Origin of the sequence: Vibrio chagasii, assembly GCF_024347355.1 — a bacterium.
Lineage (GTDB): Bacteria > Pseudomonadota > Gammaproteobacteria > Enterobacterales > Vibrionaceae > Vibrio > Vibrio chagasii.
Genome location: NZ_AP025466.1, coordinates 1,352,704 through 1,368,510, shown reverse-complemented (window position 1 = coordinate 1,368,510; position 15,807 = coordinate 1,352,704). Strand labels below are relative to the sequence as shown.

Sequence of the window (15,807 nt, the reverse complement as noted above, 5' to 3'; positions counted from 1 at the left end):
GAAACGGCAACGCTCGCTGCCGTTTAATTGCAGGCATTCTAAATAGTGGCACCGCTAGATGCAATCACGCCTTTATACCACTCAAAAGACTTCTTGCGCTTACGCTCTAGTGTCCCTGACTGATCGTTGTGTTTGTCTACGTAAATGAATCCGTAGCGCTTTTTCATCTCACCTGTGGTGAACGACACCAAATCGATACAGCCCCAAGGGGTGTAACCCATCAAGTCAACGCCATCAATCGAAACGGCTTTTTTCATCTCTTTGATGTGATCGCCAAGGTAAGCGATACGATAGTCATCATTAATGCTGCCATCTTCTTCGATGGTATCAACCGCACCAAAACCATTCTCAACGATGAACAGTGGCACTTCATAGCGCTCATAAAGAGATGCTAAGCAGTAACGCAAGCCTGTTGGGTCAATCGGCCAGCCCCAATCGCTCGACTTGATGAACGGGTTCTCGACCGAATTTTCATGTCCACCGTCCATTGCTTCTTCAGTCGACTGATGCGAAGAAGAATCCAAGGTATTCGACATGTAGTAACTAAAGCCTAAGTAATCGGCTTTACCCTCTTTTAGGATCTGCTCATCTTCAGGCTGCATTTCGATATTAAAGCCTTTGATAGCCCAATCACGCTTGGCATAGCTTGGGTAGTGACCACGAACCATGACATCAGAGAAGAAATAACGATCACGCATCGCTTGCTGCGCCACCATGATGTCTTCTGGCTTTGAAGAACGAGGGTAGAAGGGCACCATCGCACACATTGCACCGATCTGAAGATCTGGGTTGATCTCATGACCTTTCTTCACCACCAATGCGCTCGCAACAAACTGATGGTGAACTGCTTGATACATGGCTTCTTGTGGCTTTTCGCACTGTGGGAACTTCACGCCAGAGCACAACCAACCGAAGATATCTGCCGAGGTATTCATTTGGTTGTTGATCTCGTTAAAGGTCATCCAGTATTTCACTTTGTGCTGGTAACGCTCCATCACCGTAGTTGAATACTTAACGAAGAAGTCGATCACTTTACGGTTAATCCAGCCGCCGTATTCTTTGGCTAGATGGTAAGGCATTTCAAAGTGGCTCAGCGTCACAACTGGCTGAATATCGTATTTGAGAAGCTCATCAAACAGGTCATCGTAAAATTTTAATCCCGCTTCACAAGGTTCGGCTTCATCGCCATTCGGGAAAATACGCGTCCACGCGATACTGGTGCGGAAACACTTAAAGCCCATCTCAGCAAATAACTGAATGTCTTCTTTGTAACGATGGTAGAAATCAACCGCCACTTGGTTTGGGTAGTTTTCACCGTCGATCACACCATCGGTGATTCGACGCTGAACACCATGAGCGCCTGCTGTTAATACATCGACAACGCTAACACCTTTACCATTCGCATCCCAGCCGCCTTCTAGCTGATGCGCCGCAACCGCGCCACCCCATAAAAAATTGTTTGGAAATTCGTTATTCATACCATCACTCACTACAAGTTATTCGCTAGAAAATAGATAGGTTTAAGGTAACAAACTTAAAAGCTGAAACTCTGAAACCGATTTCAAGATGCAATAAAGATACACATTGAAACCGGTTTCAACAACTATTTTTGATCTTTTTTGATCACAAAGTGAATTTAAGGGAAGCGGTCATGGTTTACAGATAACGTTCAAAAACGCCAATATTAAATACAAAAAAACCAGCTCAACTAAGGTTGAGCTGGCTTTACAGTGTTCAAGAAAAATAGAGCAGGCTAAGACAATGGCAATTGACGGATCATTTGCTGAACTTCATTACCATATTTTATGCGCTGTCTGGTCTCTTCAAGTGCGTACATTTGGGTCTTCTTAGCAGCAGGGTTAGCACTTCTGCCTTCAGTTACCATATTATCCGCTGAGGACTTCTCCTGATCCAAACGCCCAGGTATTGTTTTGACCGTAGACCAGCCCAAACTACCGATCGAGCGCGCCGTCATTATACCTTGATAGATGGTATAACCTCGTGCACCAACCTTTACCTGCCCAAGGAGGATCTTTGTGTAGCCACCATGAATCGGAGGAGGCGTGTACGTCATCGTCTTGCCGCCCTGAGTCATTCTGGTTGCAATCACCCGTCCCTCAGAACTTCCTATGCGCATGGCCGGGTTCGTTTTACTGGCCCATGCCACATTGTACTCACTCGAAGGCCTGATTTTATTCATTAAGCGAGAACCAAGGCCTGGCTGTGTCACATCTTCTAGAGCACCGCCAGCTCTTACCCAACGCAGATTCTGAACCGACTTATAGGCCGAATACCCGCCACTTACCACACCAATAATATCGAAAGGAATCGTCGCTATATCAAGTTTACGAGAAATGTCCCCATCATCGATAACACCTGATGCGATTTGCAATGCGCCACTGGTCATCCCAGCAATACCACCGATGATACCAGCCGCCAACACCAAGCTTGAACCACCAGTAGGTGCCGCCAATGCAATACCAACTATCCCAGCAAGTACACCAAAAGCACCAAACAAGATCTTGCTGATATTCAGGTGCCCACTTGGGTCAGTGAAATTAATAGGATCATTGTGACAATACACATAAGCATTATGAACACCCTCATTAAAAGGCGCCAAACTGTCAGGGGCATTGAAACGCATCAACTTAGGTTGGTAAACACGATAGCCTTGTCCTAAGTGATAACCTTGCAACACGGGGTCTAGCCACTCACCATTGAAACCAATGTCTGAATGAGAGATTGTCATCGACTGCGCCATCGCCAAACGAACTGAAGTCGGTAGCAAGGATATGCCACCAGCCACTGCCGCTGTTTGACCAATTTTAATCAGAAACTGACGGCGATTAAGTGGGGTAATAAATACCGAGTCTTTATTCTTCATTTTCATTCCCCGCTTGCTCGCGTTGTCCATATGGAGAGTAACGGTACATCGAGCCCGTTTTCCCTGAAGTGTTAGAGGCAATGACAGAACCATTTAGATCCGTCGCTAACAATGTCGTCTCCGAGCCTGTCTCTGACCATATTGGTACCCCTTCGTGATAGACATACTGAGTCAGTTTGCCATTTTCTTCTATTGCTGAGAGATCACCCCACAGATAACTAAAGTGACGAGATTCCGAAGAAGACTGCTGAGCCGAGAGTCGGTCGTTGCTGTCATAGTGGTATAACCATTCGGTATTGTCGGCAAACACACGCTGCAGGCGGTCAAAGTTGTCATACTCGAGCACTCGACCATCCGCATCTTGAGTCATGTTGCCATTCAAGTCGTACTGGATTGATATTTGGCTATCGAGTTGTGGATGAGAGTGAGTAATGCTGGTCAACCGACTAGGGTCATCCGACTCGTAAAAATAACGAGCGAAATCTTCAGATTCAGCCGTCAATGTACGCTGAGTCAACATGTTACCCAGCTCGTCATAGCTCCACTCAATTGAAGTCATTGGCTGTCCCCAATCACTCAAAGGACCCGCCCCAAAGAATTCGACCTTAGTAAGCTGAGCAAGCTCGTCATAGGTATAGCTTTCTGTCAGGTTGCCAAATGTCGCACACTCTTTGGTACGAGATTCGAGCATACCTAGCGCGTTATATTCTTGTGATTGCTCAAAGATATAATGGTTGTTCAAGGCAACAGCACGATTCACTTCACGGCTGTACTCATCCCAATCAAGCTCCGTAATTTGGGTTTGATTACCAGACACTAAAGTCTCGACGATCACCCGATCAAACTCATCATAATCGTAATATACCGTTGTCGAATTGCAGCTCAGCTTCACCAAACGCCCGAGTTCATCATAGCCATACTGGCGAGTATCCGTGTCGCTATCAACGGCAGCGATAACCCCGCCATCTGAATAACTGTAGTAACGAGACTGTCCGTCATTTACCTGAACTTCAGGTAACCCCTTCGACGAATAGGTAATGCTGCTTTGATTGCCTTCACTATCTTGACTCCCGGTTTGCAAGCCAGATATTGGGTCATGAGTATAGTTAGCAACCTGCCCATCAGACGACTTGGCACTCAATACACCCAACTGACTATCGCGAGTAAACTGACGCACTGGCGCTGACAAGCTAGTTTCAGTTTCAGGAATATTACTGCTGTCTGAGTAGGACCAACTCAGCGCCGCTTGAGTACTCGCACCGCGTCGCAGTGTTCGCTGACGTCCTAAGCCATCAATATCACGTTGCCCCACCGTTGTCCCTCCAATCTTCAGGTCTACAACCTGTGACTGATCGGTATGCTCAGCGTATGTGATGTTGTGATCGACACCGTTCGCTTGAGTCATGCGAATCACGCGATCAAATCGGTCGTAATGGTAGTGCTTAGATTGAGCAAGCGGGTTGGTTTCTTTGATCAGCCTCCCCCACGAATCATACTCATAATCCCAGCTATGAATCCCCTGCTCTTTTTTGTCTTCAAGACCCCAAGTGTTCAGAGAGCTCACCGTCATGGTTAAGCCTTCAATACCCTGAGTTTTCTTACGCGATGCAAGGTTGTTAAATTCAACGCGACGCTTTCCGTTAGCAAGCAACGTAGATTTAACCTGCCCCCAATCATCGTATTCATAGCTCTCAGTTAACACTACAGGCACTGATCTAGAGTTTCGATCGGGCAGCACATCATAGGTACTCTTGCTTTGCAGCCTGCCAAACGCATCGTACATTTTGGTCCATAGGACTGAACTTCCAACCTTGGCTTCTAATTCTCGCCCTTGACCATCCCAGCTCTGCTCACACAAATTACCTTTGCAGTCAGTTAACAGCAGAGTTTGTCGGCTCAAACCAGTATCAACGATATATTGGTACGAACGGGAAGCACTTCCTTCAATTCGCTCTTCGGTGGTTCTTCGAAGCGTGTCATAAGCAAATGAACAGCTGACACCGTCAGAGTCGACATGTCGCGCTAACTCACCAATATCAAGGTAGTGGCCAACAACAAGATTGGTTTTCGTATTATCATGACAAGTCAGCTCTTCGTGTTCTTCAAGAACATCATTATCCAATGCATACTGATAGCGTGAAGTAGCAGAATAGACACCGTTAGGGTGAAGAATGTCATTTTGTACCGAAGCCAGTCGGCTAAATGAATAGGTATCACTTGTATCAGTTTGATAGGCGTAATGAGTTTGGTAACGTTGTGTATCCTCTTCTAGACTCAGCACTACGTCTCGCTGACCATTTAACCCCTCTAGAGAAGCATACTGGTAAGTAATCACTCTTTGTTCAGAGCCATTGTCTAACGTGCGAGATTTAACGAAATTAACCATGCCCGTTGGTGATGCAGGACAGCCCGCCTCTCCATTTTTAGCATAATATTCATAGTGTTCTGTAATACTATTCTCGTCGACAAACCTAAGCATGTTGCCGTATTCGTCATAGTCCCAGAATCTATTTTGAACTTGGCTATCCGATCCAGAGAACCAAACCTGCTCCTCTTTACTGATCAATGAGTACTGAGCGGGTTGAGCGGAAAACTCTTGATTATCAATGGCGGGATAGTCCAACCTTTTCAAATGAACCAGGTTACCATCGACGTGTCGAGCTTCTTCAACAAGCAAGTGAAATTGATTGTAGGTTTGAGCTGTGACAATAGAGCCATTTTCAATTTTTTGTACGCGATAGCTGTACTCTCTACCGCGCTCCAGCAAATTATCAAGCCCTTCGCTCAATTCTCCACCGGGCGATCCATACCCCATAAAATTACGACTATCGGTACCAATACTGTCATAGGTTGTCGTAATAACAGGAGAGTTGAGAGTCAGCACCTCATGAGAAGTCACCGCAGGTAAATAGGTCATCGAATTAATTCGAATGCCATTAGCTTTGTATCGCAGACTTTCCGTTAAGCCACAAGGGTGAACCACCTTCTCAATTAGCGTGTATGTGCCAATGTTTAGATAACCAAAGCTATAGCTACCGGCGCGCTCAGGTAAGTCACACTTAACCAGCTTACTGTTATTTAGTGTAAGACCAAAAAAGGCCTCGTGGGTACTGCCAAGATTGGTAAAAATATTGACGCGACCTGCGCTCACATATTCAATCCACAGCAGCGCTGTTTGCTTGTTTGTTCTATCGTCCCAAATTTTTTCCAAGCGTTTCTTGCCGCCAACATTGAGCCAAGAAAAATAGAGGGCATGCCCATTACTTTGGCGTACCTTAATGATGTCACCATCTTTATCTAAGATATCAGTACGGCCATTTTTATAAGTAATTTCGTAACCATTTGCGCTAGACGATACCGAAAAATCGAGCAACTTTTTGTAACGAATACTCATTTCTAGATTGGCATTTAATTCAGCGCGATAAGATTGCCCGTTGGCTAGATAGAGTTGTTTATTTTCAATATCGTATCGCGGAAGATTTAACTTCCAGCCTTTACCAAAACCAAGGTTTTCTGCTGAGTATGGTGAGAATTGAATGGAGATATCGAGGTTTGGTCCCTTGAGCCAGTTACCAATAAGAGAGCCAAGTAAGATTTGGTATGAGTAGCTTCTGGTCCTTTGGTCTACACCGCCCGAACAAAAACTATCAAAGTTAAAAGCATTTGAAGTCCAATTAGACATAAATTTCCCCTAAAGTGGATGAGTTAGCTCAAATGCTTGAGCTAACTCTATTTTGTTCGAGTGTTATTGGCTAACTAGGGTCCAACGGGTGTAATCCCACTTCTGACCACCACCAGTAAATTCACTTTGAGGATAAATAAGCTTCAATGGTCCCTTGTTACCGTATTGGTCAAATACAGTAAATCGGTACTCTTTTTGCGAATCGTTATTTGACGTTCCGTTGTTCGAATATAACAGCTTGCTAAGCGTCACTGATCTTAGCTGTTGGTTAACACGCCACACAGCAGTTCGGCCTTCACCAGCAGCACTATTCCAGACATACTCGTCAGAGACTTTGCGCTCTGAACCTGGAACAAATATATAACCTTTCACAGAGCGATTATCGTCAGGGCAATCTGAGTAGCAGCCCAGCCATTCATCATTTAGGAACACTTTATCGCTATCTGACTCGTCAAAGTTATCCATAGCAACCTGAACCAGTTGAACGGACGTATCTTTCGGCGTCACATAAAAGTTACGCATCTCTGCTTTATCAAAATAGAACCCATCGGCGTTGGCTTCTTCCCACACCACTTCACCTTCTCCAAGCTCAGAAAAGTCAGCAGCGCTGTAAGACTTAGGCTGCACGCTTTGGTAGAACGCACTGCTTTCATTCGGGAAGGCACAGCTATCGTAGTAATTGTTGTCATACTGGCTTCCGGCATCGAACTTAACCTTCATACACACTTCACGGTATTGAGCGACTTCGTTGCTATAAACCCAAGCGGTTAATTTAGTATCACTTGCTGAAACACGAGACGTGGGAAGAGTCTTCGAGTAACCGTAACTGCTGCCCATTTGGTGGGAGTAATCATTTGGATTCAACGTGTATCCCCAGCAACCTCTTCCGTAACTGCAATCTTTATCTTTGCCTAACTCCTGCCCACTATTCTTTAGGTAAAATGATATCGCCCCCTCTAAGTCACTCTTAGATACGGTCACTGGTCTGCCGTAGCTATCCGCAAAAGAAACAGAAACGCTGAGTTTTGACTGCATTCTTCCGTTAGCGTAAAAAGGCATTGGTACACCATTGCTTTCATTATGATCAGCCGTCAGATCATCGTCGACCACATGATAGTCACCATTAATGGCAGCAACACTTACATTAGAAAAAACACATGCCGACATTGCTAATAACAATGACTTCTTCATCGATAACTTCATAGTATTGACCCTCAACATTATTCGTTAAGAAATTAAATAAAAAGCACAATTATCTTTAGATATGACAGTTTTTTGATAATTAAATCATCTTAAGGTCTTTGCCTTATTCAATGTTCACATCATCAAATTTGTAAACGCCATTGACCATTCCGATAACTATTACTTACAAGCCATTTAATTGATTAAACGGACAGTGCCAAGTTAATTAATCACTTCATCAATGTAAAATTTCTAAACCTTGCTAAAGCCAACTAAGACATAAAACCAAATGAAAAGTAATTCCTCGACAAAACAGTAGCTTATATTGATAGTAAAACCACCAATTCAATGATATTCAGGTAATCACCACTTCACAAATGGAAAAAGGATTAGTTTTTATAAAATCTAGACTGTTTATTTGTTGTGACTCGCATCAATAAACACCTTTAATGTTAAGATTATCATTGATTTTAGAAAGTTTTTTATTATTTGGAGTGATTCGTTAGCCGTTTACTCTTTAAAATAAAAAGGGAATATCCGACATCTTGCTTATTATCTAATAAATTTCAACTCTCGTTAAATTTGTCAAAATTTAATTTTTATCATTAAGTTATTAAATAAACTTTCGTTTATCATGATAAAAATAATCTATATGGTTTTACCTCATTCTTCTTAATTAACATTATGAAAGGCTTATTCACTTCTACTTGTTAATCCCTTGAACTTTTTAAAAACCATGTTTGACCCGTCTACCAGTGTAGGCTTTATGCTCAGCACCCATTCATCAAGAAGTGTGTTATGTCTATTCATCGTTCCTTCGCAGTGCCTCGTCCGCTGCTTTCATTTTTCGACGAATTATCCGACCCAGCAAAAGGAATTGCACTGGCGCTTATCTCAAATGCGCTGTTCATATTAGTAGGCGTTATTGTCCGCGAGTTGAGCCAAACCATCGACATTTTCCAGATCTTGCTATTTCGACAACTGGTTTTCGTCACCTTATTAATGCCATCGATAATCAGCAACATCGATGCAATGCTCCACCCTAAAATGGTGTCAATGCATGTATGGCGTGTCACCGGAGCATTCATCGCACTCTACTTCAGCTTCTTAACCGTCAGTAATATTCCGTTTGCCGATGCAACCGCATTAGGGTTTCTGAAAGTGTTATTCGTGGCTGTTATCTCTCGTCTATTCCTAAAAGAAAACGTTGGCTGGGCTCGTATGACGACGATCTTAGTTGGCTTTACTGGAGTGATGTTAGTCGTACAACCGACCTTAGAAAGTGAATCTCTGTTCTATGTTGGAACAGAATTAGTCGCAGCATTAGGTGCTGATATTGCGTTTATCTGTGTGAGGAAAATGGCGAATGTAGAGTCGAAAACCGTTGTATTGGCCTACCAAGCCATCTTTGTTGGCGCTGTTGCGTTAATCCCAGCGATCATCGAATAGCAATGGCCGACATGGTCTGAACTGGCTTTATTAGCTCTGGTCGGCGTTATCTCTTCTATCGGGCAGTGGTTTGGAGTGACCGCCTATAAATGGGGAGAAGCGAGCGTAGTGTCAAATGTCGAATACTCACAAATGATCTACTCAATAGTTCTAAGCTATCTGTTATTTGCTGAGCTGCCAAATTCACTCGCCTTGATCGGTGCGAGCGTGATTTTATTCAGTGCCATCCTACCGTTTATCATTAAAGCGAAGCAGGAACAGTAACTGTCATTGTTCAGGTTAACTACTAACTGATTAGCTATTTATGCCCCAGACCGCATTTAGCAAGGGGCATTGATCATTCGTTGATCAATGGTGCTCAAAATACTGATCACGTTGTGATTTAGCAGACTGATCTTGAGTTCCCGGGTAGAACTGGACGAGCGTCTGGTCGGCGAGCGTAAGATGAATCCAACCTTCTTTAACCCTTAGCCAATTGGTGCCGTTTTTATCATAGACAATGGGAAAACGGCCCCAGCCAGAATCCGACACCTGTAACCCTTGAAAACGCTCAATCGAGGTAAGCTGATCGCTTTCGAAACTTGCACTCGAATAGACGGGCAAAGGTGCAATAGCGTCGCTTGGTTTAAAGGTATAACAACTTACAGACGCTGAAGTGCGATCAAACCATTGATACGGTTGAGCTCCGGTTAGATCGTAAACCGTACAATCATTGAATTTGATAGCCCAGTCTTGATGATCTTTGAAGCCAAGGTAGCCAATCGGTTGAGATGGTTCGATTGTCGTCTCTGGTGCATCAACCTGCGCTAGCTCCGAAGACGCACATCCCACCAAACTCAGACTAAAAACAAAAGCCAAAATGCGCTTCATCATTCCCCCTCAAATCCGTAAGTCATTCAATCAAGTCCTTACATTAAACGGTAAGTTCCAAGCGATTACCATCAGGATCGAGGACACAGCTCTCATAATAACCATCGCCCGTTCTTCTTGGACCGTCTAAACGTTCATAACCATCTTCGACTAAGCGGTGAGTCAGTTCATCGACGGCTTGCTCTGACCCCAACGAAATCGCCATATGAACAAAGCCCGTGAACTGATCATAGATGTCATCTTTCGATTCAGGAACCGAGTCCATCTCCATCAGCTCTAATCGACTGCCGCTATCAAAAGATAGGAAGTAGGAAGAAAAGCCTTTAGTTGGATTATGGTATTTCTGGTTAGACGTCGCACCAAAGTAATCTTCATAAAAGCGTTTCAGTACTTCGAGTTGTTTGGTCCAAATCGCGATATGTTCAATCTTCATTTCTAACACCTAATGTGGATATTTAGCATTAGGTTATTCCGCAAATAAGGCGCAATAAACAGAACAGAAAACGTCAAATACCTTCCTATTTATTTGGTGATATTTCACCAAGTCGCTGCGCAATATTGGCATATCAATTTGTGTAATAGATAGCTTTGCTCCATAGTCGGTGTTTTACACAATCGAGATTCAAACTGTGAGCTATTTTAAACTGATCATGCTAGCTGCAATATGGGGAGGCTCGTTCCTTTTCATGAGAATTGCAGCGAATCCTTTAGGGCCTGCGGTCCTAATTGAAGCGCGAGTTTTGTGCGCGGCAATCACCCTACTTTTGGTTTCTTTTTATCTAAAGAGAAAGCTCTCATTTAATGCTCACTCGAAACACTTTTTCATTCTTGGTTTGTTTAACACCGCGCTTCCTTTTTTGTGTTTCGCTTATGCGGCTCAAACTTTGAATGCTTCAACCCTTGCGATTTTGAACTCCACTGCACCGATATGGGCGGCGATCATAGGTGCGATATGGACCAAAACTGCACTTGAGAGCAAAGTGTTGCTTGGACTAGGCATTGGTGTGACGGGCGTAACCGTGTTGGTTGGATGGGATGCGTTCAATATTGGACAAGAAGCCATTATTCCAATCTTTGCAGCCGTGATGGCCGCATTTAGCTACGGCATCGCGTCTAACTACACCAAAACAGCACCTAAGGTTGAAGCCTTCAACAATGCCCACGGCAGCATGTGGGCAGCGGTGTTAATCGTATTGCCATTTGTGTTTTTCATGCCAATGCGAGAAGCGCTCGATCTTACTATCACCACATCGGTCATCTTATTAGGTGCAGTATGTACCGGATTAGCGTATCTGCTGTACTTTAATCTCATCAATGAACTTGGTGCGCCTTCAGCCCTTTCAGTCACCTTTTTAATTCCAGTCTTTGGTATTCTCTGGGGTAACTTGTTCTTAGGTGAAGCCATTGGCATTAATACTGTGGTTGGCTCTGTCTTGGTCATCACAGGCACCATGCTGGTGACCGGTTTATCACCTGCAAAGATGCTCAAAAGCGCACGCCAAAAGCGAAAACAAAAAGCGGAATAACCAGATATAAAAACGGCCTCATTTTGAGGCCGTTTTTATTTGATTCACATGTAACTCAACCGACTTTAGACTTCTTCATATACTGCTGGATCTTGTCCCTCAACCACTGATGAGCAGAATTTAAATCGGTTCTTTTATGCCAGATCATATATTGCTGCATCGGCAAGATTTCAAATGGTTGTTCGAGCACTTGAAGCTGAAAAGAGTCTGCAAACTGGTTAGCAAAATCACGCGATGTACTGCCTACACAATCCGAGCCCGATACCAACACACAGATCGTCATTAACGAGTCACATTCCGCACTGACCTTTCTTTGCTTGAGCGGCGATTTAGTAAAGTAGTCAGCGGTGTATAAACGCGTACGACGCATTCGGAAAGTAATGTGCTTTTCATGATAATACTGCGCTTCTGTCACTGAGCCATTGATTCGTGGATGTCCTTTTCTGGCAATAAGTACTAGTTCGTCTTCAATCAAAGGTTGCTTTAGGTACCCATTTACTTGTGGGTAGTGAATATCGATAGCTAAGTCCGCTTGCTGCATGCTCAGACTTTGCAGCAAATCCTCTTCATTATTCGGCACCATGGTGAACTCGATTGAGATATTACCTAAAGAGCCATCCTGCTCCACAAGAGGTTGTAGCTTGGTTAAACCTATCTCATTAACCAGAACTCGAAACACGTGATTCTGCTGATTGTCGAACTGCTTTAACGTACTCACCGCGCTCGTAATTCCATCTAGAGCAGGTTCTACACGACTTGCCAGTTGCACCGCCGCATTAGTCGGCGAGATACCCCGCCCTTCACGGATGAAAAGGTCAGTATCACCAGAAGTATTGGCGAATATGACAATTGAGAACCTATTGGATTACTTAGCAGTAAAAGTGGATTCGTTGAAAGCGCAAAACACGCCATTTACCATGAATATTCAACTGCCTGACGTGAAAGAGTTCTACTACGTAGAAATGTCTAACGGTAACCTAAACAACATTCAGGTGAGTGAACTGCAAGATGCCGATACTACGCTGATCATCAATAAAGCAGACGTGTCTGATATCGTATTGAAGAAGACAACACTCAATAAACTGCTAGAAGATAGCCAAGCTGGCGTGAAAGGTGATAAATCATCACTGAACAAACTGCTCTCTTCTCTGACGGAAGCCGACACCTCATTTGAGATTGTCCCACGTCCGAATAAAGGTGAAGAAGTGGACGCTGAGCTATATAAAGATTCAGCAGAACATGCCCACTAAAACCATTACGCACTAACGGAATAACAACGACAACAACGTCAAATCAAGCCTAAAAGGCAGACGGCTATTAACGACAAAGCCTCACCCATTCGATGGGTTGAGGCTTTTTTTGTTTGATGAATCATCAAGCGATTTATTTCAGATTTCTCAATAACGGACGATCTTGTTATCGCTATCCTGTGAAGTATTAGAAACTTTGCGCAATAAAACTTTGTTATAAAAGTGCTTCGGAATCGGTATCAAGGGAAAGATATGCAGAAAATAATTCTGATCACAGGAGCAACTGACGGCATTGGTTTAGAGACCGCAAAAATGCTCGCTCAGCAGGGACATCACATTCTGATTCATGGCCGAAACCCTGCCAAGATCAACAAAGTTGTGGCTGCTCTATCTCGACTGTCTAAAACGGCGGTCATTGAAAGTTACGTAGCAGACCTATCAACACTCTCAGAGGTCGAAGCGCTCGCCACTCAGATAATGGCTGGCCACCAGCGACTCGATGTTCTCATCAACAACGCAGGCGTGTATAAGGTGTCGGACATCACCACTTCAGACAACCTTGATGTGCGCTTCGTGGTTAACACCATTGCACCTTATCTACTGACACAAAAGCTGCTTCCTCTTTTTAATACGCACAGCCGTATCGTCAACCTATCTTCAGCAGCTCAGTCACCCGTAGATTTAAGTGCCCTTATCAGCCCAAATGCAGGAGAGTTAGATGGCCCCGTTTACGCACAAAGTAAACTCGCACTAACGATGTGGTCGATTGATTTGGCGAATGCCTTAGCAAATAGCCCATCAACTAATGGCCTCGCGGTTATTCCAGTAAACCCTGCCTCTTTCTTGGGGAGCAAGCTGGTCAAAGATGCTTATGGCGTTGATGGTAATGATCTTGCAATTGGCGCAGACATCCTTTGTAGGGCAGCGCTCAGCGATGAGTTTGCCGATGCCTCAGGAAGATACTTTGACAATGATTCTGGGTTATTCAAAGACCCTCACAACGATGCTCTTGATCCCACTAAAAACCGTAAACTGGTGGAAGTGATCGAGCGACTGTTGCAAGAAAAGTTATCCGCCGCCCCCCCATTGATTCCGGCAGACACATAGCACTACGCATACTTAATAAAAACTTGGCTCAATTGCTGAAACAGTGAGTCTACGTTGGGCATGGGCGTCACATGTTCAGATAAAAGCGTATGAACGTGTGGCTCTACAACAGTTGGATTGCTGCAAATCTGATTATAAAAGTTCACGGGCGCAACGATGTGTTCTAAGTCTGCATCTAACAAGATACAGGCTTGGGAAAGTACGATTTGACCGCCCCCGCGTTTCAGCAACACACGCTGAGCCGTCCCCACTATTTTTTGCTTGTTGATGTTGAGATTGTAATCACCATCGCAATAAGAACCTGGAGTCGCATGCACATCGACATCAACGCCTAACTCTCTAAAAAATTGAGTTAAAACATCACATAAATGCAGATAAGCTTTTTGAATATTGTACGCTTCATCGCTCGGCCAATGATAAATGTGCGATAAGTTAATCACGCCCGGTAGCTGGGGAACGGGAGCACCACCCGTTTTACGCGAAGAGAGTTGCCAACCTTGATCCTCAAGCTGCTTTCTAGATTCAAACGTCACTGGCCACTTTTTACCTGCAGGCAAAACAAGTGTCGGCGTTTTGGCTTGCCACAACATTAAGGCTTGTCCAATCTCACCATTCTGTATCTGCTGCAATAGCTCATCTTCTTTTTCAAACGCACGATCAACATCAATGTGCGGGTAACGCACGAGCTTATTCGTTAACTTCAATGCACTTTTCCTCTACAGCTTGTTGGGTTCAGGTCAATCATTGGCACTAGATTAATAATATATCCCCCTAATCCAATACAACATAGCGCCAGAGGTGCAATATTTTATTGTTCCTATCAATGAGGTATTGGCTTTGTTAAGAACCTCGCGCTTGGACTGCTTTAGTCACGCAAGGTTGTCTGATATGGTGTCGGCAGAACTTCAGCAATTGTTTTAGATAGTATTGAATATGAAAACACTCACCATACTTGATGGCGGCATGGGCCGAGAACTCAAAGAAATTGGCGCGCCGTTCTCACAACCTCTTTGGAGTGCTCAAGCGCTGATTGAAGCCCCAGATTTTGTTAGCCAAGCGCACCAAAACTTTGTCGATGCAGGTGCTGAAATCATAATCACTAACAGCTATGCGTGTGTGCCTTTTCATTTGGGTGAAGAACTGTTTGCACAAAGAGGATTTGAGCTAGCAGCGCTGTCTGGCGAATTAGCGAAAGCAATTGCTGACCAAGCGCCTCAAGCGGTCAAAGTGGCAGGCTCTATTCCACCACCATTTGGCAGCTACCGACCTGACTTATTCAAAGTTGAAGAAGCGGCATCTATCATTCAAACCCTGTACGATGCACAAGAACCAAATATCGACCTATGGTTAGTAGAAACCCTATGCAGCATACAAGAGTTTGAATCCATTCATGGGGTACTTAAGCAATCAACGAAACCGTGTTACTACGCTTTTAGCTTAGAAGATACTAAAGGCGACTCTGCGTCTATTCGTTCAGGTGAGAGCGTAAAAGAAGCCGTCAAACTGGTTTGTCAGTCTAACGCGACAGGCATCATGTTTAACTGTTCAGTACCGGAAGTGATGGATCAAGCGATTATCGATACAAAACAGGTAATGGATAAGTTAGGCCAAGATCTAGAAATCGGTGTCTATGCAAATAACTTTGCTCCGATCAGCAGCGAACATGAAGCGAATGACATGCTTCAAGAAATGCGCGAGTTAGATGGCCAAGGTTACTTAACCTATGCAAAACGCTGGCATGCCCTCGGCGCTAATATTATTGGTGGGTGTTGCGGCATAGGACCAAAACATATTAAAGCCCTAGCGGATTGGAAGCCTTCCACACAAAGCTAAAACGCCTCTTCGATTGAAATAACA

10 protein-coding genes and 3 pseudogenes are annotated in these 15,807 nt (G+C 44.1%); 5 read left to right on the top strand and 8 right to left on the bottom strand.

Annotated elements, in window-relative coordinates:
* Window positions 1-38: 38 nt before the first annotated feature.
* The 4 genes from OCV52_RS21875 to OCV52_RS21860 form a co-directional block, all read right to left on the bottom strand.
* Window positions 39-1,478, bottom strand: coding sequence for a 6-phospho-beta-glucosidase (locus OCV52_RS21875; protein ID WP_137406147.1), 1,440 nt, complete (start codon window positions 1,476-1,478; stop codon window positions 39-41).
* A gap of 275 nt (window positions 1,479-1,753) precedes the next feature.
* Entirely contained in the window at window positions 1,754-2,884 is a 1,131-nt protein-coding gene (locus OCV52_RS21870; RefSeq protein WP_004736818.1) for an RHS repeat-associated core domain-containing protein, read from the bottom strand.
* Window positions 2,874-6,566 carry an RHS repeat domain-containing protein gene (locus OCV52_RS21865; RefSeq protein ID WP_137406146.1) on the bottom strand — a complete coding sequence of 1,231 codons (3,693 nt, stop codon included), beginning with the start codon at window positions 6,564-6,566 and terminating at the stop codon, window positions 2,874-2,876. Before OCV52_RS21865 ends, OCV52_RS21870 begins: the two co-directional genes overlap by 11 nt.
* Window positions 6,567-6,629: 63 nt before the next feature.
* A complete protein-coding gene (locus OCV52_RS21860) occupies window positions 6,630-7,757 on the bottom strand; it encodes a hypothetical protein (RefSeq protein ID WP_004736821.1) in 1,128 nt (375 codons plus the stop codon).
* Between the two features lie 789 nt (window positions 7,758-8,546).
* On the opposite strand from OCV52_RS21860, the pseudogene OCV52_RS21855 reads away from it, so the two are divergent.
* A pseudogene (locus OCV52_RS21855) lies at window positions 8,547-9,461 on the top strand (DMT family transporter).
* A gap of 84 nt (window positions 9,462-9,545) precedes the next feature.
* Here OCV52_RS21855 and OCV52_RS21850 read toward each other — a convergent pair.
* Entirely contained in the window at window positions 9,546-10,070 is a 525-nt protein-coding gene (locus tag OCV52_RS21850) for a hypothetical protein (protein WP_137406145.1), read from the bottom strand.
* 40 nt (window positions 10,071-10,110) lie between these two features.
* Window positions 10,111-10,500 carry a VOC family protein gene (locus OCV52_RS21845; RefSeq protein ID WP_128162807.1) on the bottom strand — a complete coding sequence of 130 codons (390 nt, stop codon included), beginning with the start codon at window positions 10,498-10,500 and terminating at the stop codon, window positions 10,111-10,113.
* 253 nt (window positions 10,501-10,753) lie between these two features.
* Here OCV52_RS21845 and OCV52_RS21840 point away from each other — a divergent pair, with 253 nt between their 5' ends.
* The gene (locus OCV52_RS21840; protein WP_249042796.1) at window positions 10,754-11,593 is read left to right on the top strand and encodes a DMT family transporter; all 840 of its coding nucleotides are present in this window, start codon (window positions 10,754-10,756) and stop codon (window positions 11,591-11,593) included.
* Window positions 11,594-11,648: 55 nt separating this feature from the next.
* On the opposite strand, the pseudogene OCV52_RS21835 reads toward OCV52_RS21840, so the two are convergent.
* Window positions 11,649-12,413: pseudogene (locus OCV52_RS21835) on the bottom strand (LysR substrate-binding domain-containing protein); the annotation flags it as partial.
* Here OCV52_RS21835 and OCV52_RS21830 point away from each other — a divergent pair.
* Window positions 12,406-12,843: pseudogene (locus tag OCV52_RS21830) on the top strand (alkyl sulfatase C-terminal domain-containing protein); the annotation flags it as partial. The pseudogenes OCV52_RS21835 and OCV52_RS21830 overlap by 8 nt on opposite strands.
* A 252-nt stretch (window positions 12,844-13,095) precedes the next feature.
* Complete coding sequence (locus OCV52_RS21825; RefSeq protein WP_137406143.1) at window positions 13,096-13,950, top strand: SDR family NAD(P)-dependent oxidoreductase; 855 nt, start codon at window positions 13,096-13,098, stop codon at window positions 13,948-13,950.
* 2 nt (window positions 13,951-13,952) lie between these two features.
* Here the strand turns inward: OCV52_RS21825 and OCV52_RS21820 are convergent, their stop codons facing one another.
* Window positions 13,953-14,654: a lipoate--protein ligase family protein gene (locus OCV52_RS21820; protein WP_137406142.1), complete on the bottom strand. Its 702-nt coding sequence runs from the start codon at window positions 14,652-14,654 to the stop codon at window positions 13,953-13,955.
* Window positions 14,655-14,883: 229 nt separating this feature from the next.
* Between OCV52_RS21820 and OCV52_RS21815 the strand changes: the two genes are divergently transcribed.
* On the top strand, window positions 14,884-15,783 hold the full coding sequence (locus tag OCV52_RS21815; protein WP_137406141.1) for a homocysteine S-methyltransferase family protein: 900 nt from the start codon (window positions 14,884-14,886) through the stop codon (window positions 15,781-15,783).
* Window positions 15,784-15,807 lie beyond the last annotated feature (24 nt).

Bases quoted from the DNA above. Each gene is read 5' to 3' on its own strand.
- OCV52_RS21875 (WP_137406147.1), bottom strand. From the start codon at position 1,478: ATGAATAACGAATTTCCAAACAATTTTTTATGGGGTGGCGCGGTTGCG.
- OCV52_RS21870 (WP_004736818.1), bottom strand. From the start codon at position 2,884: ATGAAGAATAAAGACTCGGTATTTATTACCCCACTTAATCGCCGTCAG.
- OCV52_RS21865 (WP_137406146.1), bottom strand. From the start codon at position 6,566: ATGTCTAATTGGACTTCAAATGCTTTTAACTTTGATAGTTTTTGTTCG.
- OCV52_RS21860 (WP_004736821.1), bottom strand. From the start codon at position 7,757: ATGAAGAAGTCATTGTTATTAGCAATGTCGGCATGTGTTTTTTCTAAT.
- OCV52_RS21850 (WP_137406145.1), bottom strand. From the start codon at position 10,070: ATGATGAAGCGCATTTTGGCTTTTGTTTTTAGTCTGAGTTTGGTGGGA.
- OCV52_RS21845 (WP_128162807.1), bottom strand. From the start codon at position 10,500: ATGAAGATTGAACATATCGCGATTTGGACCAAACAACTCGAAGTACTG.
- OCV52_RS21840 (WP_249042796.1), top strand. From the start codon at position 10,754: ATGAGAATTGCAGCGAATCCTTTAGGGCCTGCGGTCCTAATTGAAGCG.
- OCV52_RS21825 (WP_137406143.1), top strand. From the start codon at position 13,096: ATGCAGAAAATAATTCTGATCACAGGAGCAACTGACGGCATTGGTTTA.
- OCV52_RS21815 (WP_137406141.1), top strand. From the start codon at position 14,884: ATGAAAACACTCACCATACTTGATGGCGGCATGGGCCGAGAACTCAAA.